This window comes from Pacificoceanicola niger (assembly GCF_048553275.1).
Classification (GTDB): Bacteria; Pseudomonadota; Alphaproteobacteria; order Rhodobacterales; family Rhodobacteraceae; genus Pacificoceanicola.
On record NZ_JBLZMW010000007.1, the window covers coordinates 128596 to 150376 of the forward strand.

General features: G+C 60.7%; 23 protein-coding genes. 13 read left to right on the top strand and 10 right to left on the bottom strand.

Annotation, left to right across the window (positions count from 1 at the left end; genetic code table 11):
• Positions 1-14: 14 nt before the first annotated feature.
• Complete coding sequence (gene pncA / locus ACN2XU_RS11135; RefSeq protein ID WP_419410513.1) at positions 15-608, bottom strand: bifunctional nicotinamidase/pyrazinamidase; 594 nt, start codon at positions 606-608, stop codon at positions 15-17.
• Positions 609-723: 115 nt separating this feature from the next.
• Here pncA and trhO point away from each other — a divergent pair, with 115 nt between their 5' ends.
• The gene (gene trhO / locus ACN2XU_RS11140) at positions 724-1653 is read left to right on the top strand and encodes an oxygen-dependent tRNA uridine(34) hydroxylase TrhO (RefSeq protein ID WP_419410514.1); all 930 of its coding nucleotides are present in this window, start codon (positions 724-726) and stop codon (positions 1651-1653) included.
• A gap of 9 nt (positions 1654-1662) precedes the next feature.
• On the opposite strand, the gene ACN2XU_RS11145 is transcribed toward trhO, so the two are convergent.
• Positions 1663-2883, bottom strand: a complete 1221-nt coding sequence (locus tag ACN2XU_RS11145; protein WP_419410515.1) for an MFS transporter — start codon at positions 2881-2883, stop codon at positions 1663-1665.
• Between the two features lie 65 nt (positions 2884-2948).
• Here ACN2XU_RS11145 and ACN2XU_RS11150 point away from each other — a divergent pair, with 65 nt between their 5' ends.
• Both ACN2XU_RS11150 and ACN2XU_RS11155 read left to right on the top strand, forming a co-directional pair.
• On the top strand, positions 2949-3902 hold the full coding sequence (locus tag ACN2XU_RS11150; RefSeq protein WP_419410516.1) for an aldose epimerase family protein: 954 nt from the start codon (positions 2949-2951) through the stop codon (positions 3900-3902).
• A 78-nt stretch (positions 3903-3980) separates the two neighbouring features.
• On the top strand, positions 3981-5351 hold the full coding sequence (locus ACN2XU_RS11155) for an aspartate aminotransferase family protein (RefSeq protein ID WP_419410517.1): 1371 nt from the start codon (positions 3981-3983) through the stop codon (positions 5349-5351).
• A 58-nt stretch (positions 5352-5409) separates the two neighbouring features.
• Here ACN2XU_RS11155 and fliP read toward each other — a convergent pair whose 3' ends face one another.
• From fliP to fliF, 4 genes are read right to left on the bottom strand one after another with little or no spacing between them, the layout of a single operon-like run.
• On the bottom strand, positions 5410-6132 hold the full coding sequence (fliP, locus tag ACN2XU_RS11160) for a flagellar type III secretion system pore protein FliP (protein ID WP_419410518.1): 723 nt from the start codon (positions 6130-6132) through the stop codon (positions 5410-5412).
• A 3-nt stretch (positions 6133-6135) separates the two neighbouring features.
• Complete coding sequence (locus ACN2XU_RS11165; RefSeq protein WP_419410519.1) at positions 6136-6423, bottom strand: FliM/FliN family flagellar motor switch protein; 288 nt, start codon at positions 6421-6423, stop codon at positions 6136-6138.
• A complete protein-coding gene (locus tag ACN2XU_RS11170) occupies positions 6416-7006 on the bottom strand; it encodes a FliH/SctL family protein (protein WP_419410520.1) in 591 nt (196 codons plus the stop codon). Before ACN2XU_RS11170 ends, ACN2XU_RS11165 begins: the two co-directional genes overlap by 8 nt.
• A 14-nt stretch (positions 7007-7020) precedes the next feature.
• A complete protein-coding gene (gene fliF / locus ACN2XU_RS11175; protein ID WP_419410583.1) occupies positions 7021-8631 on the bottom strand; it encodes a flagellar basal-body MS-ring/collar protein FliF in 1611 nt (536 codons plus the stop codon).
• Between the two features lie 114 nt (positions 8632-8745).
• Here fliF and ACN2XU_RS11180 point away from each other — a divergent pair, with 114 nt between their 5' ends.
• From ACN2XU_RS11180 to ACN2XU_RS11190, 3 genes are read left to right on the top strand one after another with little or no spacing between them, the layout of a single operon-like run.
• Positions 8746-9264: a flagellar basal body-associated FliL family protein gene (locus tag ACN2XU_RS11180; protein ID WP_419410521.1), complete on the top strand. Its 519-nt coding sequence runs from the start codon at positions 8746-8748 to the stop codon at positions 9262-9264.
• Between the two features lie 11 nt (positions 9265-9275).
• Positions 9276-9635 (top strand): hypothetical protein, encoded by a 360-nt coding sequence (locus ACN2XU_RS11185; RefSeq protein ID WP_419410522.1) that lies wholly within the window; start codon positions 9276-9278, stop codon positions 9633-9635.
• Positions 9636-9644: 9 nt separating this feature from the next.
• Positions 9645-10355, top strand: a complete 711-nt coding sequence (locus tag ACN2XU_RS11190; RefSeq protein WP_419410523.1) for a MotE family protein — start codon at positions 9645-9647, stop codon at positions 10353-10355.
• Between the two features lies 1 nt (position 10356).
• Here ACN2XU_RS11190 and ACN2XU_RS11195 read toward each other — a convergent pair whose 3' ends face one another.
• Positions 10357-10797, bottom strand: coding sequence for a thioredoxin family protein (locus ACN2XU_RS11195; RefSeq protein ID WP_419410524.1), 441 nt, complete (start codon positions 10795-10797; stop codon positions 10357-10359).
• A gap of 142 nt (positions 10798-10939) precedes the next feature.
• Here ACN2XU_RS11195 and ACN2XU_RS11200 point away from each other — a divergent pair, with 142 nt between their 5' ends.
• The 3 genes from ACN2XU_RS11200 to ACN2XU_RS11210 all read left to right on the top strand — a co-directional run bounded on the left by ACN2XU_RS11200 (position 10940) and on the right by ACN2XU_RS11210 (position 12963).
• On the top strand, positions 10940-11488 hold the full coding sequence (locus ACN2XU_RS11200; RefSeq protein ID WP_419410525.1) for a L,D-transpeptidase: 549 nt from the start codon (positions 10940-10942) through the stop codon (positions 11486-11488).
• Positions 11485-12654 carry a geranylgeranyl reductase family protein gene (locus tag ACN2XU_RS11205; protein ID WP_419410526.1) on the top strand — a complete coding sequence of 390 codons (1170 nt, stop codon included), beginning with the start codon at positions 11485-11487 and terminating at the stop codon, positions 12652-12654. Before ACN2XU_RS11200 ends, ACN2XU_RS11205 begins: the two co-directional genes overlap by 4 nt.
• 108 nt (positions 12655-12762) lie before the next feature.
• Positions 12763-12963: a hypothetical protein gene (locus ACN2XU_RS11210; protein ID WP_419410527.1), complete on the top strand. Its 201-nt coding sequence runs from the start codon at positions 12763-12765 to the stop codon at positions 12961-12963.
• On the opposite strand, the gene ACN2XU_RS11215 is transcribed toward ACN2XU_RS11210, so the two are convergent.
• The gene (locus ACN2XU_RS11215) at positions 12956-13636 is read right to left on the bottom strand and encodes an arylesterase (protein ID WP_419410528.1); all 681 of its coding nucleotides are present in this window, start codon (positions 13634-13636) and stop codon (positions 12956-12958) included. The two genes, ACN2XU_RS11210 and ACN2XU_RS11215, sit on opposite strands and share 8 nt — an antisense overlap.
• A gap of 17 nt (positions 13637-13653) precedes the next feature.
• Between ACN2XU_RS11215 and ACN2XU_RS11220 the strand changes: the two genes are divergently transcribed.
• From ACN2XU_RS11220 to rpiB, 4 genes are all read left to right on the top strand, one after another.
• The gene (locus tag ACN2XU_RS11220) at positions 13654-14355 is read left to right on the top strand and encodes an ABC transporter ATP-binding protein (RefSeq protein WP_419410529.1); all 702 of its coding nucleotides are present in this window, start codon (positions 13654-13656) and stop codon (positions 14353-14355) included.
• Positions 14352-16868 (top strand): ABC transporter permease, encoded by a 2517-nt coding sequence (locus ACN2XU_RS11225; protein ID WP_419410530.1) that lies wholly within the window; start codon positions 14352-14354, stop codon positions 16866-16868. The genes ACN2XU_RS11220 and ACN2XU_RS11225 overlap by 4 nt, the downstream gene beginning before the upstream one ends.
• Before the next feature lie 85 nt (positions 16869-16953).
• Entirely contained in the window at positions 16954-17892 is a 939-nt protein-coding gene (locus tag ACN2XU_RS11230; RefSeq protein WP_419410531.1) for an inositol monophosphatase family protein, read from the top strand.
• Positions 17893-17922: 30 nt separating this feature from the next.
• The gene (rpiB, locus tag ACN2XU_RS11235; RefSeq protein ID WP_419410532.1) at positions 17923-18372 is read left to right on the top strand and encodes a ribose 5-phosphate isomerase B; all 450 of its coding nucleotides are present in this window, start codon (positions 17923-17925) and stop codon (positions 18370-18372) included.
• Positions 18373-18410: 38 nt separating this feature from the next.
• Here the strand turns inward: rpiB and gcvP are convergent, their stop codons facing one another.
• Both gcvP and gcvH read right to left on the bottom strand, forming a co-directional pair.
• Positions 18411-21260: an aminomethyl-transferring glycine dehydrogenase gene (gene gcvP / locus ACN2XU_RS11240; RefSeq protein ID WP_419410533.1), complete on the bottom strand. Its 2850-nt coding sequence runs from the start codon at positions 21258-21260 to the stop codon at positions 18411-18413.
• Positions 21261-21407: 147 nt separating this feature from the next.
• Positions 21408-21770 carry a glycine cleavage system protein GcvH gene (gene gcvH, locus ACN2XU_RS11245; protein ID WP_419410534.1) on the bottom strand — a complete coding sequence of 121 codons (363 nt, stop codon included), beginning with the start codon at positions 21768-21770 and terminating at the stop codon, positions 21408-21410.
• Between the last annotated feature and the right edge of the window lie 11 nt (positions 21771-21781).

The window sequence follows — 21781 nt, forward strand, 5'->3', positions numbered from 1 at the left end:
GTCCGGCGATCCCGTCAGGCCAGTGTCACCCCCGCCTGCCGCATGCCGTCCTGCGCGGCCACAAGGCTTCCGTCCATGTCGATGGCGCGGCATAGGTTTTGTCGGACGCTCACCTCGAATCCGAGGTTTGCTGCGTCAACTGCCGAAAAATTAACACAAAAATCTGTAGCAAGCCCGACCATGACCAGCTCGGCAATGCCCCGTGTGCGCAAGTAGCCTTCGAGCCCTGTCGGGGTTTCATGATCATTCTCAAAGAAGGCCGAATAGCTGTCGATCTCCGGGCGGAAGCCCTTGCGAATGATCAGATCGGCGCGATCGGCTTCCAGTTCCATGTGGAAATTCGCACCGGTCGACCCCTGCACGCAGTGATCGGGCCAGAGCACCTGCGGGCCGTAGGGCATATCGGTCAAGCTATACGGCGCCGCGCCCGGGTGCTGCGACGCAAAGGACGAATGCCCCGCCGGGTGCCAGTCCTGCGTCAGGATCACCGCATCGAACTCGGCCATCAGGGCATTGATCGGCTGCACGATCTCGTCTCCGCCCGCCACCGCAAGCGCCCCACCGGGGCAGAAATCGTTCTGGACGTCGATGACAATCAATGCACGCATTTCCGCTCTCCTGATGGTGTTGGCGCGATGGTAGGACGGCGCCCGGCAGGCTTCAACTGGAATGCGGCATCTGTTCCGCTTGGCGCAGGCGCGCGATAGGCGTATGAGGCGGGCCATGTTTACTGTCTGCGCCCTCTATCACTTCACCCGGTTTCCCGATCACACCGCGCTGCGTGCGCCTTTGCTGGACCTGTGCCGCCGCGAGGAGATTACCGGCACGCTGCTTCTGGCCGCGGAAGGGATAAACGGCACCGTGGCCGGTCCGGCGGCGGGGATTGAAACCTTGCTTCGCCATATCAAAGGCTTGCCCGGCTGCAGCGACATTGAGTGGAAGCTGTCGACCGCCACCGAGCGCCCTTTCGCCCGCATGAAGGTGCGGCTGAAGAAGGAGATCGTGACCATGGGCCAGCCGGACGTTGATCCGCTGGCAAAGGTCGGCCACTACGTCGAGCCCGCCGCCTGGAACGCGCTGATCCGCTCGCCTGATGTGGCGCTGATCGACACGCGCAACGATTACGAAGTGGCCATCGGCACTTTCGAAGGCGCGATCGATCCGCAGACGGACACCTTCCGCGATTTTCCAGCATGGTGGGAGGCCAACAAGGACCGGTTTCACAACAAGCGTGTCGCGATGTTCTGCACCGGTGGCATTCGCTGCGAAAAGTCGACGAATTACCTTCTGGGTCAAGGCGTTGAAGAGGTCTATCACCTCAAGGGTGGCATCCTGAAGTACCTTGAAGAGGTGCCACAGCAGGACAGCGCATGGCAGGGTGAATGCTTTGTCTTCGACGGGCGTGTCTCAGTCGGGCACGGGCTGACAGAGGGGCCGCACAGGCTCTGTCATGCCTGCCGTCGCCCAATCCTGCCCGAAGACATGGAGCGCCCGGAATATGAGCACGGCGTGTCCTGTCACCTGTGCGCAGAGGAAACCTCCGAAGAGGACAAGGCGCGGTTTCGCGAGCGACAAAAGCAGATCGCGCTTGCGAAGGCCCGGGGCGAGCGCCATCTGCACGCGGACGTCGAGGACTACCCGACCGAACTTTGACGCCCGTCCTCAGGCCGCGACAAGCCCGCCACGTGCCCGGTTTCCACGCATCAGGATCACCACCATGATCGCGACATTGAGCGCATTCCAGGCGATGCCGTTGATGAAGGCCCACTGATAATTTCCGGTCCAATCGTAGATTGCACCAGACAGCCAGCCGCCCAGCGCCATCCCGAGGATCGTCATCATCATCACAAAGCCGACCCGCGCGCCGGCCTCCCGCGCAGGCAAGTACTCGCGCACGATCACCGCATAGCTTGGCACGATACCGCCCTGGCTCAGACCAAAGATCAGGCTGACCGTATACAGGCTGACCAGCCCCCCGGCAGGCAAATAGAGGAACAAGGCGATGGTTTGCAGCATCGAGCCGATCAGGAGTGTCCGAACGCCGCCGAGCCTGTCGGACAGCGCCCCCGAAATCAGCCGCGAGACCACGCCGCCGAGCAGCATCAGCGAGAGCATCTCCGCCCCCACCGCCGCGCCAAATCCCATATCGACGCAAAGCGCCACGATGTGGACCTGCGGCATGGCCATGGCTACGCAGCAACCGATCCCGGCCAGGCCGAGCATCCATTGCAGCTGGCGCGGTGTGAAGCCGGTGCTGGCGGCACGCCCCTGCGATGCAGCATCCGTCTGCAAGAGCAGATCCGCGGGCACGCGCCTGCGCAGCAATTGCGCCAGCGGCAGCAGCGCAACCACCGTAATCACCGCGAGCGCCGAGTACGCCCAGCGCCAGCCCGCATCCGCCGCCAGATAGCTCAGCAACGGCGGCCAAACCGCGCCCGAGACATAATTGCCCGACGCGGCGATGGCGACGGCGATACCCCGGCGCTTTTGAAACCATTGCGAAATATCCGCGATCAACGGGCCGAAACAGGAGGCCGTGCCAAAGCCTATCGCCAATTGCACCAACGCAAGAACCCAAATGGACGGCGCGAGTGCGGCAAGCGCATAGCCCGCCGCGATCAAGATCCCCGCCGCGGTCAGCGCCGTGGTCACGCCAAACCGGTCGACAATCCGCCCGATTGCAAAGTTACCGATCGCAAATCCGATCATTGTGGTGACATAGGGCATGGACGCCAGTGCGCGGCTCGCGCCGAATTCTGTTTGAACCTCGGGCATCACCACGGTGATGACCCACATCCCAACGTTGCCGACTACGGCGATCAACAACGTGATGCCGAGACGAAGCCAAGAATAGCGGGAGTCGAGCAGAGATTCGGAATTCATGGCTGGACACTATGCCGCGTCGTGCCGCACTGATAGGTCCAAACTCACGACTTCGGGAGACCCAGATGAGCGATACGATCCAGACACACACCCTGCGCGATGGCGAAACCGAGGTCACGGTGCTGTCCATGGGCTGCGTCATTCAGGATTGGACGGTCGGCGGACGGCGGGTGATCCTCGGATACCAGGACATCGAGGATTATCGGGGAAACCCGGCGTCGATGGCGATCACCGTAGGCCGCGTCGCGAACCGCACGGCGCAATGTCAATTCGAGATGGACGGAGAGACCTACACGCTGGCCAGCCGTGGCGGTCCGCACCACCTGCACGGCGGGCCGGGCGGAATCGGATGGCGCAACTGGACCATGGAACCCCAGGGCGAGACCGCTGTGCGGCTGACATTGCACTCACCCGATGGCGACCAAGGCTATCCCGGGGCGGTGGATTTCGAAGTGATGTTGACGCTCGACGGACCCGCCCTGACCTGGGAGATGACTGCGACACCGGACCGAAAAACGCCGATCAACATGGCACAGCACGTCTACTTCAACCTCGCCGGAGAGGGAACGATCCGCGAGCATAGCGTTCGGTTGAATGCGTCCCACGTCACGCCGACTGACGAGACGCTGATCCCGACCGGAGAGATCATGCCCGTCGACGGCACGCGCTATGATTTTCGCGAACCCCGTGTTCTGAGCGAGATTGACCCTGAGGGTCAGGGCTATGATTGGAATTTCGCCCTTGATGGCGGCGACGTTCCACAGGTCGAGATCGCATCTCCCGATGGCATGCGGCTGACGCTCTGGACCAACCGCAAGGGGCTGCAGTTCTACACCGGGGGCTTTCTGACCAGCCATGGCACACGCCATGCCGGCGTGCGACATGGTCCCTTTGCCGGCTTCTGCATCGAGGCGCAGGATTTCCCGAATACACTGAATACACCGGCTTTTGGCTCCATTTTCTGCACTCCCGACTCGCCCTACCACCAACGCACGACCATCCGCATCGCACGGGACTGAACCGCGGCTCCCCTTTCAAGTCCGGCCTTGCCACCCTATGGTGCGACCTAACTGAAGTTCCCGAAAGGAGGGCCGCACATGCTCAGAAACGATCAGCTGGACCAATGGGACCGCGAAAACTTTTTCCATCCTTCGACGCATCTCGCGGAATTCGCGCGCGGGAATGTGCCGCAGCGGGTGATCACCACCGGACAGGGTTGCCATATCGAAGATCGCGATGGCACACGCCTGCTTGATGCCTTTGCCGGTCTGTATTGTGTCAACGCCGGATACGGCCGACAGGAGATCGCCGAGGCCATCGCCGCACAGGCCAAGGAACTGGCGTATTACCATGCCTATGTCGGGCATGGCACAGAGGCCTCGATCACACTGGCCAAAATGGTTCTCGACCGCGCACCGGATCATATGTCCAAGGTCTACTTCGGATTGTCCGGTTCAGATGCGAACGAAACCAACGTCAAATTGATCTGGTATTACAACAACATCCTTGGGCGGCCAGAGAAGAAGAAGATCATCTCGCGCTGGCGCGGCTATCATGGCTCGGGGCTGATGACCGGCTCACTGACGGGTCTTGAACTTTTCCACAAGAAATTCGACCTGCCGCTGGCCCAGGTGGTGCATACCGAGGCGCCTTACTACTTCCGCCGCGCCGATCTGGACATGTCCGAAGAGGCATTTGTGGCGCATTGCGTGGCCGAACTCGAAGCGTTGATCGAGCGCGAAGGCGCAGACACCATCGCCGCCTTTATCGGCGAGCCCGTGCTCGGAACAGGGGGCATCGTGCCACCGCCTGCCGGGTATTGGGCCGCAATCCAGGCCGTGCTGGAAAAGCATGACATTCTTTTGGTCGCAGATGAGGTTGTGACCGGGTTTGGCCGCCTCGGCAGCATGTTCGGCTCCGAACACTATGGGTTGAAGCCCGACCTGATCACCATCGCCAAAGGACTTACGTCAGCCTATGCGCCGCTCTCTGGCTCCATCGTGTCGGACAAGATGTGGAAGGTTCTGGAACAGGGTACGGACGAAAACGGGCCGATCGGCCATGGCTGGACCTACTCGGCCCACCCCATCGGGGCAGCGGCTGGCGTGGCCAACCTCAAGCTGATCGACGATCTGAATCTGGTGCAAAATGCAGGCGAGACCGGCAACTATTTCAACGCGGCCATGCGCGATGCTGTGGGCGGCCACGTACACGTCGGCGACGTGCGCGGAGAGGGCATGCTCTGTGCAGTGGAGTTCGTCAAAGGCCGGGAAGACCGCGCCTTCTTCGATGCCTCCGAAAAGGTCGGCCCACGGGTCGCTGCGGCGCTCCTGTCGCGCGGTATCATTGCCCGGGCCATGCCACAGGGCGACATTCTGGGCTTTGCACCACCGTTCTGCCTGACCCGCGAAGAGGCAGACGAGATCGTTGGCAAGACGGCGCAGGCGGTGGCGGAAGTGCTTGGCTGATCGGGGGTGCGGGGCATAGCCCCGCCCTACGAACCGACGCTCGCACGTGGTGTTTCAATCAGAAATACCCGCGCACCAAGCTCCCGGCGAGCAAGGACCAACCGTCCGCGATCACGAAGAACGCCAGCTTGAATGGCAAGGACACGATTGCGGGCGGCACCATCATCATACCCATCGACATGAGCACCGCCGCGACGACCAGATCGATGATCAGGAACGGCAGAAATATCAGGAAGCCAACCTGAAAGGCACGCGCCACTTCTGACAACATGAAGCTCGGAATGAGCACCGAGAGCGGAGCCTCCGGATCCAAAGTGCTGCCCGCCGCATCCGGACGCAAATCAGCCATGGCACGATAGGTATCCGGGTCTGTCCGCCCAGCCATGAAGGTCTGGAATGGCTCCAACGTCAATGGAACAGCTTCCTCCACTGTCAGTTCCTCGTTCAGCAACGGTTGAACGCCCAGCTCCCAGGCCTGCTTGAATACGGGCTCCATCACAAAATAGGTGAGAAACAGCGCGAGACTGACGATCAGCATGTTTGGCGGTGACTGCTGCAACCCGACCGCCTGTCGCAAGATGCCGAGAACGGTTACCATGAATGGAAAGCAGGTCACCATGATCGCGATGCCCGGCGCAAGGCTGAGCAACGTGATCAGGACGATCAACTGGATACTCGTGGCCGTGACGGAGCCGCCATTGCCGAGATCGATCGCAACCGATTGCGCCTGTGCTGCTGCCGGAAGCAGCAGCAGGACGATGAAGTACAGGGCCCCCCGCATGATTTATGCTGGCGTCTGCAAGTCGACCACTTCAGTCAGCCGGACGGCAAGCTGGCTGTGACCATCCCCCTCCACGACCTCAAGAACGCCGATGCCAATCAAGCGTTCGCCGACATAAAGCTCGACCGGATCTTCTAGGCGTTTGTCGAGCGGCAAAACGGATCCTTCCGCCAATTGCAGCAACTCACGAACCAGCGGACGGGCCCGGCCAACGGATACAGTGATTTCAATCGGGACGGACGTAAAGGGCGTGCTCTGCCCGGAAGCGGAAGTGGTCTGAGCATTATCCATTGGCTAGTTTTCTCCGGTTGTCGTGGGCGAACCCTTCCACCGCCTCGGAAACCGAGGACACGAGGTCGCCAAGATCGATTTGTTTTTCTGTTTGCCCGAAGCGAATGTCCGCTTGTTCATCCGCGAGGGTCGAATCCTCAACCACCACGAGCGGCAGGCCAAAGTCACCATCAAGCAACTGTTTTACACTCTCGACGTTCGTCGGTGATACGGCGATGTTGACCTCGACCGAGCCGATTTCCTTGGCCATCTCTTGCAGTTTTTCGACGACATGGGTCCCGATCGTCGCGCGTGCCATCTGCGGCAACAACACGTTGACCATCTCGTTCAGAAGCGGCGTCATTGCATCGAGCACCTGATTTGTCGCCTCGTGATAGGTGAAGGACAGGTCCTGCAAGTTTTGAGCGAGCGAACTGGAGATGCGCGCCTTGTCGTCGGCTTGGGCTTTGATCGCATCGTCCCAGCCAGCCTTGAACCCGTTCTCGAAAGCTTCAAGCCGTTGGCCTTCAAGGTCGGCTTCGTCAAAAGCCGCCTCCGACCGCACCTCCGCTTTGGGCGCAACATCACCGAAGTCTTCGAACATTTGCCTCAATGAGCTCATCTGACTTCTTCCTTGTCGTCTTCAAGCCAACTGCGCAGGATCTCGACCGTCTCGGTCTTGCGCTCTTCGATCAGGTTCCGAAGACGGTCCACCGGGTCCTCTTCTGCCGGACTGTCAAAGTCGACCATGCCCATGCCACTGAAATCCCCGCCGCCACTCATCACCGGCAGATCACCAAAGCTGTTGTCCATTTCGATCTCCCCATCGAGAACGTCATCCGCCATGCCACCCGGCGAGGGCAGAGCTCCCATCACATCGCCAGAAGACTCGGCCCGGGACAGAACCGGCCGCACTACGAACAAACCAAGAATGAGAGCCACAACAGCAAGAACACCGATCTGGATCAGGCGCATGGTGTCGATGGTGCCAGAAAAAAGGCCCGGCTCGATCGGCCCGGTCCCGAGACCTTCCGGACGTTCGAACGGCAAGGATCGGATCGTGATTTCATCGCCGCGATCCGCGTCAAAGCCGACGGCCGAGGACACAAGAGCCTGAAGCGCCTGTAGTTCTTCATCGGCGAGCGGAACGAACTGCTGCACACCATTGCTATCCGGCGCATAGGTGCCGTTTACCAGGACCGCCACGGTCAATCGCTTGATCGCGCCAGGAACGCGGGTGACTTCCCGCATGGTTTCAGAAACTTCATAGTTAATTCTCTCTCGGGTCTCAGCTGTCGTGGCAGACGAATTCTCGCCACCACCCGCCTGGCCATCAGGGAGGTTGGACGCCACACTGACATCACCCGCCCCGGAGTTCTGCGAGCTGTCATTGCGCTCTTCTGTGTCCGTGGACACTACGACGCGGCCCTCCGGATCAAACCGGCGTTCCCGGATCGATTCGGCTTCGGTTTCCGTATCTACGCTGACCTCGACCACGGCGTTGCCGGTCCCGACGCGAGCCTCCATCAGGCGCTGCACGCGTTCGCGAAGCATGGACGCCTTGTCGTCCGCAGATTGACCTGTCGGCGTGTCGGCATCCGCACCGATCAACCCTCCCTTGCCATCAATGACAGCAACACCTTCCGGTTCCAGTCCCGGCACAGCGGATGCAATGAGAAATTTCAGAGCACGAGCCTGTTGTGGCGACAGGATGCCCGCGTTCATGCTCACTGAGATAGATGCCGACGGTTTGACGTCCCGCTGAAAGGGATTCGCACTGCTGTTGGCAATGTGCACCCGCGCGGTTGCAATCTGCGGATTCGAGACGATGGTCCGTGCCAGTTCGCCTTCTTTCGCCCTCCAGTAGGCCGCGTCGAACATTTGCGACGTGGTGCCAAATCCTGACAGCCCGTCCAGAAGCTCGTAGCCCTGAGAGCTGTTCGCGGGCAGACCCTCACTCGCCAAGGTCAATCGCAATGCGTCGCGTTCGGTGCTCGGCACGAAGATAGCGCCGCCTCTAACGTCATAGGCAACCCCGCGGCTTTCAAGCGCCTGCACGACTTCCCCGGCTGCTCCATTCTCAAGCCCCGCATAAAGGAGCTCCATATTCGGCGCCGACGCCATTCGGGCGATACCAAGGACTGCAAGAATCATGGCAACAGATGCACCAAGAACCACGATCCTTTGACGGCCGCTCAACGCATTCCAGACTGATAGACTTTGCTGCAAGGGAAACCTCCGCTCCAAACATTCTGTTCGGTTGACCTCAAACTGACCGATTGGGCTTAACAATCAGTTAGCCCATTCACCCTATAACGCTGTGAAACGGAAAAGAGGTTGGGTATGGCTGACACCACCGCAGACGAAGCAGACACAGGCGATAAGAAACCGTCGAAACTGCCCCTGATAATCGGCATCGTTCTGGCGCTTGCGGGCGGCGGTGGCGGATTCTTTGCGGTTTCTTCTGGCATGCTTGGCGGCGGCGGCGGTGAAGAACAACACACCGATTCGAAGACCGCAGAAGAGGATCTTGGGGTGACGGTCGATAACGCGCCGTTGGCGGATATTACCTTTGTCGAAGTGCCGAAGCTGCTGATCTCACTCGGGCCATCGGCTAAAGCTGATCACTTGCAGTTTCGTGCCAGCCTCGAAGTACCGAAGCAATACGCCGCAGAGGTCGAAGGCCTTCTGCCGCGTGTTCAGGATGTCATGAACAGTTATCTCAGAGCGCTCGATCCCGCCTCGCTAGAGAAGCCTGGTGCGTTGGTCAAACTGCGCTCTCAAATGCTCCGGAGAGTCAGCATGGTGGCCGGAAAAGACCGCATCAAGGATCTGCTCGTTCTGGAATTCGTATTGAACTGAAGGGGAAGGGAATGGACTTTATCGCCGATATCTTGCTTGTGGCAGGTGCGCTTGGAGCAGGCTTCTATTGTTTTATCCTAGCGCGAAGGCTGACGCGTTTTACAGACTTGGAAAACGGCGTAGGCGGCGCTGTCGCCGTTCTTTCCGCGCAAGTCGATGATCTGACCAAGACGTTGAACGCGGCGCAGTCGACCGCAGGCGAATCGTCGAAATCGCTGCAGGAATTGACCGAGCGGGCAGAAGACGTCGCAAAACGGTTGGAACTGATGGTTGCCTCCATGCATGACCTGCCACAGCAGCCAAACGAGGCACCGCCCGTCGCCCAGCCTGCGCAATCCGACACGGTCTTCTTCCGTCATCCCAGAAACTGAGGATACCCCATGGCCAAGGACAAAATACTCAAGCCCGCATCCAAAGTTGTGGCGAAGAAAAAGAAATCCCGCAAACCAATGCGCGGTGCTCTAACAGCTGTCGGCGGCCTTCTGATTGCATCTGCAGTGCTGCGCACTGCCATTGGCGCAAGTGAGGCATTCGCCCGGGAAGGTGCGGCGAATGAGCCGATGACGCAAACGGCAGCAACGTCACACGATGCAGGCGATCAAATGGCTGCACTTGCACCGTCCAAACCCGCTAACGCCGTCATGGACAGCCATACCGCCCCGATGATTCAACGTGTGGCGGACGAAGACGTCATGCCGTTGATCGAGGCGTTGAACAAACGCGAGGCACGCGTAGAGCAGCGGGAAGAAGACATTGAAGTCAGAATGCAGGCGCTTTCATTGGCCGAACAAGAGATCGACCGAAAATTGGCGGAGCTTCAGGACGCCGAAACGAAACTGCGGTCAACTCTTGCCCTTGCTCAAACCGCAGCAGAAGATGATCTGACTCGTCTGACCGAGGTTTATGCAAATATGAAACCAAAGCAGGCCGCTGCCTTGTTCGAGGAAATGGACCCGGAGTTTGCAGCTGGTTTCCTCGGACGAATGCGCGCGAATTCTGCCGCCGCCATCATGGCTGGGCTCACACCGGGAGCCGCCTACACGATTAGCGTTGTTCTGGCGGGTCGCAATGCAAATGTCCCCAAGGAATGATCTAGGCTTTGCCCATCACCCTACTGGCGAATTCCACGATCTCTGCAGCAGGGATGGCGCCAGAGTGACGTGCTTTTTCTTTGCCGGTCGCGAAGAGGATCATAGTCGGAATTCCCCGGATAGCATACCGTTGGCCAGCATCGGGATGATCCTGCGTGTTCACTTTGACCAACCGGATACGATTTTGCAGAATGTCTGCTGCTTTGAAGAATTCCGGCGCCATCGTTCTGCAAGGGGCGCACCAAGGTGCCCAGAAATCCACGAGCAGAGGCAACCCATCGGTTTGCACGGCCTTCGCAAGAGTGGACGTATCCACGTCTTTCGGCTTGGACCCGATCAACCCAGCTCCGCACGTTCCGCATTTGGCCGACAGCCCCAGTTTCTGTGCGGGGATCCGATTGGTTTGGCCGCAATCGAGACAAACAAGTTTCAGGTCAGTCATCCTGATCTCCGATCACATTACAAAAACAATATATGTGACCCGCACGCCATCGTGACAAGGCTTTCCCGGCGCCGGGATTGATTTTCTGCCACACCTGCGCGATTTCTTATACAAACCCGACAGATTGGAACGAGTTGCTGCCATGATCACACGCCGTACCTTTGTTGCCGCCGCAGCCGCGACAGCCGCAATGCCCGCCTATGCATTCGAGGTCGATCCGATTTATCGCCCGCAAAAAGTCAGCATGAAGGCTGATCTTGAACCGGGTCAAATTCTGATCCTGCCGAGGGCCCACTTCCTGTATTTCGTCGACGCTCCTGGACAGGCCATGCGCTATGGAGTCGGGGTCGGGAAAGCCGGACTCGAGTTCACCGGCAGTGCAAAGATCGGTGCAAAAAAGGAATGGCCGACTTGGCGCCCGACTCAGGAAATGATCGAACGCGATCCTGGGGCATACGGTAAATTCAAGGACAATGATTATGTCCAACCGGGCGGCCCGTCGAATCCACTTGGGGCACGGGCACTGTATTTGTTCCAAAACGGTCGCGACACGTTTTTCCGGATCCACGGCACCACGTCTCCCAGATCCATCGGTCGATCAGTGTCCAACGGCTGTATCCGGATGATCAACGAGCACGTGATGGACCTGTATCAACGTGTTCCGCTTGGCACGCCCGTGACCGTTCTGTGACAACACAGCCCGGTTCGGGTGCACACCGATTTGATTTGATTGTCATCGGCGCTGGTCCTGCTGGAGCGGCGGCTGCGCGTACTGCGGCGGATGCAGGCCTGCGCGTTGCGCTCGTAGACAAACAACGCTTCCCGCGGGACAAGCTCTGTGGCGGCGGGATCACCGGCAGGGCGATCGGGCATTACAGGCACGTTTTCGGTGCGGACTTGCCAGACGTTCCGCTCGTACAATGCCAAGATGTTTCGTTTTTTGCGTTCGGGGAGGACCTCGGCCTGGTTCGGGATGTTCCCCCCCTTTACCTCGGTATGCGGCGCGAGCTGGATAGACACCTTGTCGCCCGTGCCGTGGAAAGCGGTGCGGAAGACTTCACGGGGCACAGCGGACATCTCGACGTGGACGGCCCGCAACCCGCGCTGCAGCTGAATGATCGGCGATTGACCGCCCAAATCGTGGTCGCTGCGGACGGTGTCAACAGCGCGACGGCCCGGAAACTGTTCGGGCAGCCTTTTGATCGGTCGCGCATCGGCTTTGCGCTGGAAGTGGAAAGCCCGGAAGCGCGCGAAGCTCCGTTGCGGATTGATTTTGGCGCTGCCGAATGGGGCTACGGCTGGCGGTTTCCGAAGACCACGGGGACAACAATTGGTGTTGGCGGCGTCCTTTCCCGGAATTCCGATATGAAAGCGGCGCTCGCACATTATTTGCAGAACCTCGGTGTCGAAGCCGGTTTGACAGTAAAGGGTCAATTCTTGCCGTTCGGCGCTTTCCGAAAGAGGCCCGGCGCAGGGCGCATTCTGCTTGCCGGGGACGCCGCAGGGCTTGTCGATCCGATCACCGGAGAAGGCATCGGGCACGCGCTTCACAGCGGTCACCTGGCCGCACAGGCCGCCAAAAAAGCCCTGTCCGAAGGCATCCCGGACCAGGCTCTCGGTTATTATTGTCAGAGCCTTGCGCCGATTCATAAGGCGCTTCGTCAAGCTGGCCTGCTGCGCCAAATCATGTTCCAGAACCGCCTGAGGCCGGCCTTCATCCGTAGCTTTCGCGGCTCAAGAAGCCTCCGCTCAGAGTATTTCAGGATGATGGCCGGAGATGGAGAATACACGGACCTGATGCGCCATCTGGTCACACGGCTTCCTGGGTTCGCGCTGCGCGCAATACGAAGAAATTGAGAGTATTCGCCACCTCGACGCCAAAACGATGCCACTTTCCCGCCCCGATTCGCCGGTCTTAATTCTTTTTAAGGAATTCACGGTCATAGTGGATCAAGGAGGTACGCAATGGCAGTCTTCGGTTTCCTCATCGGCAGTATATTCGGCCTCGTTGCCGGCGTCACCAGCTGGGTCGCTTTTGACGTCAGCCTGCTGGGTGCGATGGGTATCTATCTTGGCCTTGGGGTAACTCTTGGGTTCACTTTTGCCATTCAGGGGTGCGTTCGTACGACGCTTGGCGCACGACTGGGTCACCGCGCCTTCAGCTAGGCGCTCCTTTGACCCGCTCAATCAGGTCTTCCACCTTCGGACCCACTGCATCAACAATCCGACTGACACCCTCGCCATTGGGATGAATGCCATCGGATTGCATGTAAGGCGTTACATCCTGGGGCAAGGCACCGTTCTCCATCAGCCCCGCGAAAAAACTATCAAGATAGACCGTGCCGTAGGCGTCCGATAATTCGGGATAGATCGCATCAAAAGCTGCCTTGTATTCCGCACCGTAGTTTCCCGGCGCCTGCATTCCAATCAACAAAACTTCGATCTCGCGGGCCTCAGCGGTTTTAAGGATGCCCTCGATATTCGCACGCGCGACGTCCGGAGCGATACCGCGCAGCAGGTCATTGCCGCCCAACGTCACGATCATCGCATCAATCTCGGGCGTCAGCGACCATTCGACCCTCGCAAAACCACCCGCTGTAGTATCCCCGGACACACCGCCATTGACCACGCGCACATCATAACCACGGTTCTCCAGCCAGCTGCGAAGCTGCGGGACGAACCCCTCCTGTTCGATCAACCCATAACCCTGCGTCAGGCTGTCGCCCAACGCCAGAATATCGACATCCGCTGCAGAGGCCGATCCGGCTGCCAGGACAAGCGCGGCAGCCAGCCCCTTGTTGACGCGCCGCAGTGACCCATATGTAAAACGTTCAAACAAAAGGACGTCTCCTCGACATGCCTGATCCTATTCTCTCTCTAAAAGATGTGACCCTCAGCCTGAAGGGCAATGCCGGAATGGTCGAAATTCTGCACGGTATCTCGCTCGACATCCAGAAAGGAGAGACAATCGGTATGATCGGGCCGTCCGGATCCGGCAAATCCTCGCTGCTGATGGTTATGGGCGGCCTTGAACGCGCCACCGCCGGCAGCGTTCTGGCCATGGGGCAGGATCTGACTGCGATGAACGAAGACGCCCTGGCGCGATTTCGGCGCGATAACATGGGCGTGGTGTTCCAGTCCTTTCACCTGATTCCCACGATGACAGCGCTCGAAAATGTTGCGACGCCGCTCGAATTGGCTGGACACAAGGACGCGTTTGACCGGGCCAAGTCCGAGTTGAACACCGTCGGCCTCGCCCATCGTGCAGACCATTATCCGGCGCAAATGTCCGGCGGTGAGCAGCAACGCGTGGCACTGGCCCGTGCGCTTGCGCCGCGTCCCGGCATCCTGCTCGCGGACGAGCCAACCGGCAACCTGGACGGGGCCAACGGCGGCGCTATCATGGATCTGCTGCTTGGCCTGTCGGAGAAGCATGGCGCGACGCTGGTCATGGTGACACATGCACCCGACCTCGCAGCGCAATGCGATCGCGTTGTGCGCCTGCGCGACGGCAGCCTCGACACCTCCGAAGCCCAAGCGCACAGGGCGCGCGCATGAGCCTGTCCACAGCCGCACGATTTGCCCGGCGCGAACTGCGCGGTGGCTTGCAGGGATTCCGCATTTTTCTCGCCTGCCTTGCGCTCGGCGTGGCCGCGATTGCCGGGGTCGGCTCTGTCCGGTCCGCTATTCAGGCAGGTCTGGAAGAGCAGGGCGCCATTCTGCTTGGCGGCGATGCGCAGGTTGAATTCACCTACCGGTTTGCCGACGAGGACGAGCGGACCTGGATGCGGACCATCGCCACGGACATCTCCGAAGTCACCGATTTCCGCTCCATGGCGACGGTCACCAGGAATGGAGAAACCGAGCGCGGGCTGACACAGGTGAAATCCGTGGACAGCGCCTATCCGCTGCTCGGCGAGATCGTCCTGTATCCGCCCATGCCGATTTCCGAAGCGTTGGCCGATCACGGAGCGGTCATGGCACCGGTGTTGGCCGACCGGCTCAGTCTTGCCCCCGGGGACACCTTCCGGCTGGGAGAACAAGAGTTCTCCCTGCGCGCCCGGATCGTCGTCGAACCCGACGACGCGGGGGATGGCTTTGGCCTTGGTCCCCGGACCATCGTGCGCACGCAGGACCTCGAGGGGTCTGGCCTTTTATCGCCGGGCTCGCTCTATGACACGGAATATCGCCTGCTTCTGCCACCGGGTACCGACCTTGACGAAGCCGCAAAGGAGGCCCGCGACCGGTTCGAAAGCAAGGGATTGAAGTGGCGCGACGCGCGCAACGGCGCCCCCGGCATTGCGCGTTTCGTAGAACGCCTTGGCGATTTTCTCGTCCTCGTCGGCCTGTCTGGATTGGCGGTTGGCGGCATCGGCGTCTCTGCCGCCGTCCGCGCCTACCTCGCGCGCAAGACCAGCGTAATTGCCACATTGCGCACTCTTGGCGCCAGCCGTCAGGTGATCTTCCTGACCTATTTCCTTCAGATCGGAGCCCTTGCGCTTGTCGGTATCGCCATTGGCCTGACCCTCGGCGCGCTGGTGCCGATCTTGCTTGGGCCGTTGATCAATGCCGCCCTGCCGGTCCCCGCCGTGTTTACGCTGCACCCTGGCCCCTTGGGCGAGGCGGCGCTTTACGGCGTCCTGACCGCCTTGGTCTTTACACTCTGGCCACTATCCCGCGCCGAAGAAGTCCGCGCGGCCACACTCTTCCGGGACGCGCTCGAAGGGGCGAGCGCACTGCCTGCGCCGCGCTATCTGATCGCCGTGGCGGCTCTGCTCGCCCTGCTTGTCGGCACAGCCATGGCGTTTTCCGGCAGGCCGGTTCTGACACTCTGGGCGGCGGGAGGCATTCTGGCCGCGCTTCTTACACTCGCCTTCGCCGCCCAGGGCATGCGCTGGCTGGCCCGCGTTGCGACACCAGCCGCACGCGGTCGGCCAATCCTGCGCTGGGCGCTCTCGGCTATCGGCGGACCGGGCGAAAGTGCCGGAGCAGTTGTGCTCTCGCTCGGCCTTGGACTCACCGTTCTGGCGGCTATTGGACAAATCGACGGCAACCTGCGCAGCGCCATCGCCCGCGACTTGCCGGACGTCGCGCCGTCCTATTTCTTCGTTGACATTCAAAAGGACCAGATGCCGGGTTTCCTTGAACGGCTGGACAACGATCCCGCAGTCTCCCGGGTCGACAGTGCCCCGATGCTGCGCGGTATCGTCACGAAGATTAATGGCCAGAACGCGCAAGAGGTGGCCGGCGGCCATTGGGTCGTCCGCGGCGATCGCGGCATCACCTATGCCTCCCAGCCAGACAGCCGCACCACCGTCACCGCCGGAGAATGGTGGCCCGAGGACTATAGCGGCCCCCCGCAAGTCAGCTTTGCCGCCGAGGAGGCCGAGGAAATCGGCCTCAAGCTCGGGGATACGATAACCGTCAACATCCTTGGCCGCGACATCACCGCAACGATCACATCCTTTCGTGACGTGGATTTTTCCACCGCCGGGATCGGCTTTGTCATGACATTCAGCCCTTCCGCACTGCAGGGCGCGCCGCACACGTTCATCTCCACGGTCTATGCGGAAGAGCAAGCCGAGGCCGCGATTCTGCGGGATCTTGCTGGCGACTATCCCAACATCACCGCAATCCGCGTGCGCGACGCCATTGACCGGGTCAGCGAGCTTCTAGAGGGAATCGGCGCGGCCATTCGCTGGGGCGCCGCGGCAACCCTGCTGACCGGCTTTCTTGTGCTGATCGGTGCGGCCGCGGCAGGCGAAAATGCGCGGACCTACGAATCCGCTGTGCTCAAGACCCTCGGAGCCAGCCGCGCCCGTATCCTGCGCAGCTTTGCTTTGCGCTCTGCGCTTTTGGGCGGAGGGGCGGGCATTGTGGCTCTTGGCGCGGGCATCGCAGGGGGTTGGGGCGTGAGCCATTTCGTCATGGAGACCGACTTCACCGTGATCTGGTCAAACGCCTTCGGAGTGATCCTTGGCGGGATTCTGGCAACGCTGCTTGCCGGTCTGGCCTTTGCGCTCAGGCCTTTGGCGGCCCGACCCGCGCGTGTGCTCAGAGCCCGGGAATAAGGTATCTGATCCCGGTGTCACCTTGATTACTGCGGCCATCACTGGCACTTCATCGTGCGACCGCAGCAATCACCGGACGAGCCTGATGACCGATTCCCTGCCCATGCCGATCACCGCCCCCCTGACAAACGCGCAGCGCACCCAGCTGATCAATCTGGTTCGCCGCGCGGCCAAGGCCGAAATCCTCCCGCGGTTCCGGCAACTCGGAAGCCATCAGATCGACATGAAGACCGGGCCACAGGATCTCGTCACCGAGGCGGACAAGGCCGCCGAGGCGATGATCACGCGCGGCATTCAGATCATGTTTCCCCACGCACTCATCGTTGGAGAGGAACATGCCTCGGTAAACCCGGAAATAATTGATCAGATTGCCGAAGCTGAACTCTGTTTCACCATCGATCCGGTGGATGGAACATGGAATTACGCCCACGGACTCGCGGTCTTTGGCGTGATGGTGTCAATCCTGCGCTTTGGTCAGCCGGTCTTTGGCCTGCTTTATGACCCGATCCTCAACGATTTCATCATCGCCGACACCGAAACCGACGCCGAACTTGTCCTGCCGCGCCGCATCCGCCGCACGCTAAGCACCTCCGCCGGCGGACCGGTCGAAGAGTTGATGGGCTTTTTTCCGCTCGACCTGATCCCGGCAGACAAGCAACAGCAGTTTGCCGCCACCATGCCGCGCTTCGCCCGTACCGGAATGCTGCGCTGCGCCTGCCATGAAATGCGTATGGTTGCGCAGGGTCAAATGGACTTTGTACTTTTCGCGAAACTGACCCCTTGGGATCAACCCGCCGGTGTCGTGGCCATTCGCCGGGCAGGCGGCCACGTGGCCATGTTGGATGGCTCGGACTATCGCGGCGACGTCAAGAGCGGCTATCTTCTGGCGGCCTGCAATGCCGAAACCTGGGGCCGCGTGCGCGATGTCTTTGACTTCCTGATCGACCCGCCCGCCCCCGAAACCACGCAACCTCCCGAAAAGAACGCCTTCCCCGGCGAGATCGCCGTCGACAGCGACGCCTGACCCGCGACTAAAGTGAACGGAACCGAAAAAATGACAAACAACACACGCATCGTCCTTTCGAGCGATCACGCAGCAATCGCCCTCCGGCAGGCCATCGCAGCCCATATCGCAGAGCGCGGCTGGACGCCGGTGGACATTGGCCCGACCTCGCCGGAAAGCACACATTATCCCCAGCATGGCGAAGCCGCCGCGCGTCACGTTGCCTCTGGCGACTGCCGGTTTGGCATCATCCTTTGCGGCACCGGGCAAGGCATCATGATGGCCGCGAACAAGGTCAAAGGCATCCGCTGCGGCGTCTGCGCCGACACGTTCTCCGCTGAAATGATCCGCGCTCACAACGACGCCAATATGCTCTCGCTCGGGGCGCGGGTTCTCGACGAGGCAAAAGCCATCGCAATCGTGGACGCCTTTCTGGACGCCGAATTCGAAGGTGGGCGCCATGGGACCCGGGTGGACATGATCAGAGCGCTGGAAGCCTGACACATTGAAAAGCCCCCGGAAAACCGGGGGCTTTTTATTTATTCCGCCGCTTCGGCGTAGTCTTCCATCGGCGGGCAGGTGCAAATCAGGTGCCGGTCGCCGTATACGTTGTCCACCCGATTGACCGGCGGCCAGTATTTGTCCACCCGGAATGCGCCCGGCGGGAAGCAGCCCTGCTCCCGCGAGTACGGACGATCCCAATCTCGCACGAGATCTTCCATCGTATGCGGCGCGTTCTTCAAGGGGTTGTTTTCCTTGTCGATCTCGCCCGCTTCGATCTGACGGATCTCCTCACGGATCGACAGCATCGCATCACAGAAACGATCCAGCTCGGCCTTGGTCTCGCTCTCTGTCGGCTCCACCATCAGTGTCCCGGCAACCGGCCAGCTCATGGTCGGTGCGTGGAAGCCCGCATCCATCAGGCGCTTTGCGATGTCTTCCACGGTCACGCCGGCGCTCTTTTCGAACGGCCGGGTATCGAGGATGCACTCGTGCGCCACACGCCCATTGCCGCCGCGATAGAGTACGTCATAGGCACCCTCCAGCCGTTTCGCGATGTAGTTGGCGTTCAGGATCGCCACGCGTGTCGCCTGCGTCAGACCCTCGCCGCCCATCATCAGGATATAGGCCCATGAGATCGGCAGCAGCGATGGCGAGCCAAAGGCGGCCGCCGACACCGGCCCAACAGAGCCCGGCTTCACCGGATCACCCGGCAGATGCGGTTCCAGGTGCGCCTTCACACCGATCGGCCCCATGCCAGGACCACCGCCGCCATGCGGAATGCAAAACGTCTTGTGCAGGTTCAGGTGGCTGACATCACCGCCAAGATCCCCGGGCCGCGACAGGCCGACCATCGCGTTCATGTTGGCCCCGTCGATATAGACCTGCCCGCCATGCTCGTGCGTGATGTCGCAGACCTCTTTCACCGTCTCCTCGAACACGCCGTGTGTCGACGGGTAGGTGATCATGCAGGCCGCCAATTCATCCGAGAATTTCTCTGCCTTTGCGCGGAAATCCTCGATATCGATCGACCCGTGGTTATCGCATTTCACGGCAACCACCTTCCAGCCAACCATCTGGGCGCTGGCCGGGTTGGTCCCGTGGGCGTTGACCGGGATCAGACAGACATTGCGATGCCCCTGTCCACGGGCGACCTGCCAGTCGCGGATGGTCAGCAGACCGGCGTATTCGCCCTGCGCCCCGGAGTTGGGCTGCATTGAGAAAGCGTCATACCCAGTGATGGTGCAGAGCTTCCGCGACAGATCGCCGATCATTTCCTCGTAGCCCCTCGCCTGATCCTTCGGCGCATAGGGGTGCATGGTCGAGAACGCGCTCCAACTCACCGGCATCATCTCGGCGGCGGCGTTCAGCTTCATGGTACAGGAGCCAAGCGGAATCATCGCCCGGTCCAGCGCCAGATCGCGGTCCGCGAGGCGGCGCATATAGCGCATCATCTCGGTCTCGGCCCTGTTCATGTGGAACACGTCATGTTGCAGATAGGTGCTTTGTCGGACCAGCCCGTCGGGAATGCGATAATCCGGCGTGAAATCCTCATCCTTACGCACAAGGCCGAAGGCGCGCCAGACCGCCTCGATGGTTTCGGGCCGGGTCCGCTCGTCCAGCGTGATGCCGACCTTGCTCTTGCCGACGCGGCGCAGGTTGATCCCCTCGCGCACGGCCGCCTGCAGGACACCGCGCTGCAGCAGGCCCACATCCACGGTGACCGTATCGAAATAGGCTTCCGGCTCTACCTTGAAACCCGCCGCCTCCAGCCCCTTGACCAGACGCACGGTCTTGCGATGGATGCGCTGTGCGATAGCACGCAGCCCCTTCGGCCCGTGGAACACCGCATAGAATCCCGCCATCACGGCAAGCAGCGCCTGCGCGGTACAGACGTTCGACGTCGCCTTCTCGCGCCGGATGTGTTGCTCGCGCGTCTGCAGGGACAAGCGATAAGCACGATTGCCATGGCTGTCGATGGAGACACCCACGATCCGCCCCGGCATGTTGCGCTTGTAGGCATCGCGGCAGGCCATATAGGCGGCGTGCGGACCGCCATAGCCTATCGGAACGCCAAACCGCTGGGTGCTGCCCACCGCAATATCCGCACCCATCGCGCCCGGCTCCTTCAGCAGGCAAAGCGCCATGGGGTCGGCCGTCATGATCGCAATCGCCTTGGCCTCGTGCAGGCGTGAAATATCATCGCCGAAATCGCGCAGGTGGCCGTATGTGCCGGGATACTGGAAGATCGCGCCAAACACCGTCTGCGGATCGAGCGCCTCGGGCGCGCCGACAATCACCTCGATTCCCAGAGGCTCGGCGCGGGTTTTCATCACGGCGATATTCTGTGGATGGCAGTTCTCGTCGATGAAAAACGCCCTGGCCTTCGACTTGGCCACCCGCTGCGCCATGGTCATCGCCTCGGCACAGGCTGTCGCTTCATCGAGCAGGGAGGCGTTCGCCACTTCAAGCCCCGTCAGATCGCAAACCATCGTTTGATAGTTGAGCAGAGCCTCCAGCCGCCCCTGCGAAATCTCCGGCTGATACGGCGTATAAGCCGTGTACCAGGCCGGGTTCTCGAAAATATTGCGCTGAATGGCCGGCGGCGTGACCGTCCCGTGATAGCCCTGCCCGATCAGGCTGGTCATCACCTTGTTGCGGCCAGCGACTTCGCGCATCCGGAACAGCAACTCGCTCTCTGACAACGGCTTGCCGAAATCCAGCGGCGCCGCCTGCCGGATCGCTCCCGGTACCGTCTCCTCGATCAGCGTGCCAAGATCGGTCACACCGAGCGCCTCCAACATCTCGGCCATTTCTTCCGGCGAAGGCCCGATATGCCGCCGGTTGGCGAAATCATAGGGCAAATAATCAATCGGTTCGTAGCTCATCCCAAAGCCTCCGTCAGACACGGGCAACCGCCCGGTGCTTCTTCTTGGCAGAAATACTCAATTTCATCGGGGGAACCCGGCGCCAATGAACGGCCGGATCCCGCGAAACGGTCCGTAGGGCGGGGCTTTGCCCCGCACCCCGTCCCATCACTCGCCGATGAAATCCTTGTAGGCCGCCTCGTCCATGTAGTCGTCCATGGCGCTCAAATCCTCGACCTTCATCTTGAAGAACCACGCGTCGCCTTCGGGGTCCTCATTCACTTTGCCCGGATCCTCGACGATGGCTTCATTCACCTCGACGATCTCGCCATCGAGCGGTGCCAGAATATCAGACGCCGCCTTCACCGACTCGATCACAACGACCTCGTCGTCCTTGGCAACTTCCGTATCCACATCCGGCAGTTCCACAAACACCACATCGCCCAGCTGCTCCGCCGCGTGCTTGGTGATGCCCACGACAACCAGATCACCCTCGATTTCCAGCCACTCGTGTTCTTCGGTGTATTTCATATCCGTTTCTC

Coding starts and splice junctions, on each gene's coding strand:
- gcvP (WP_419410533.1), bottom strand. CDS start 21,260: ATGAGCTACGAACCGATTGATTATTTGCCCTATGATTTCGCCAACCGG.
- ACN2XU_RS11150 (WP_419410516.1), top strand. CDS start 2,949: ATGAGCGATACGATCCAGACACACACCCTGCGCGATGGCGAAACCGAG.
- ACN2XU_RS11185 (WP_419410522.1), top strand. CDS start 9,276: ATGGACTTTATCGCCGATATCTTGCTTGTGGCAGGTGCGCTTGGAGCA.
- ACN2XU_RS11190 (WP_419410523.1), top strand. CDS start 9,645: ATGGCCAAGGACAAAATACTCAAGCCCGCATCCAAAGTTGTGGCGAAG.
- ACN2XU_RS11165 (WP_419410519.1), bottom strand. CDS start 6,423: ATGGATAATGCTCAGACCACTTCCGCTTCCGGGCAGAGCACGCCCTTT.
- ACN2XU_RS11180 (WP_419410521.1), top strand. CDS start 8,746: ATGGCTGACACCACCGCAGACGAAGCAGACACAGGCGATAAGAAACCG.
- ACN2XU_RS11195 (WP_419410524.1), bottom strand. CDS start 10,797: ATGACTGACCTGAAACTTGTTTGTCTCGATTGCGGCCAAACCAATCGG.
- ACN2XU_RS11210 (WP_419410527.1), top strand. CDS start 12,763: ATGGCAGTCTTCGGTTTCCTCATCGGCAGTATATTCGGCCTCGTTGCC.
- gcvH (WP_419410534.1), bottom strand. CDS start 21,770: ATGAAATACACCGAAGAACACGAGTGGCTGGAAATCGAGGGTGATCTG.
- ACN2XU_RS11230 (WP_419410531.1), top strand. CDS start 16,954: ATGACCGATTCCCTGCCCATGCCGATCACCGCCCCCCTGACAAACGCG.
- pncA (WP_419410513.1), bottom strand. CDS start 608: ATGCGTGCATTGATTGTCATCGACGTCCAGAACGATTTCTGCCCCGGT.
- ACN2XU_RS11145 (WP_419410515.1), bottom strand. CDS start 2,883: ATGAATTCCGAATCTCTGCTCGACTCCCGCTATTCTTGGCTTCGTCTC.
- ACN2XU_RS11170 (WP_419410520.1), bottom strand. CDS start 7,006: ATGTTCGAAGACTTCGGTGATGTTGCGCCCAAAGCGGAGGTGCGGTCG.
- fliP (WP_419410518.1), bottom strand. CDS start 6,132: ATGCGGGGGGCCCTGTACTTCATCGTCCTGCTGCTGCTTCCGGCAGCA.
- ACN2XU_RS11225 (WP_419410530.1), top strand. CDS start 14,352: ATGAGCCTGTCCACAGCCGCACGATTTGCCCGGCGCGAACTGCGCGGT.
- ACN2XU_RS11200 (WP_419410525.1), top strand. CDS start 10,940: ATGATCACACGCCGTACCTTTGTTGCCGCCGCAGCCGCGACAGCCGCA.
- rpiB (WP_419410532.1), top strand. CDS start 17,923: ATGACAAACAACACACGCATCGTCCTTTCGAGCGATCACGCAGCAATC.
- ACN2XU_RS11155 (WP_419410517.1), top strand. CDS start 3,981: ATGCTCAGAAACGATCAGCTGGACCAATGGGACCGCGAAAACTTTTTC.
- ACN2XU_RS11220 (WP_419410529.1), top strand. CDS start 13,654: ATGCCTGATCCTATTCTCTCTCTAAAAGATGTGACCCTCAGCCTGAAG.
- trhO (WP_419410514.1), top strand. CDS start 724: ATGTTTACTGTCTGCGCCCTCTATCACTTCACCCGGTTTCCCGATCAC.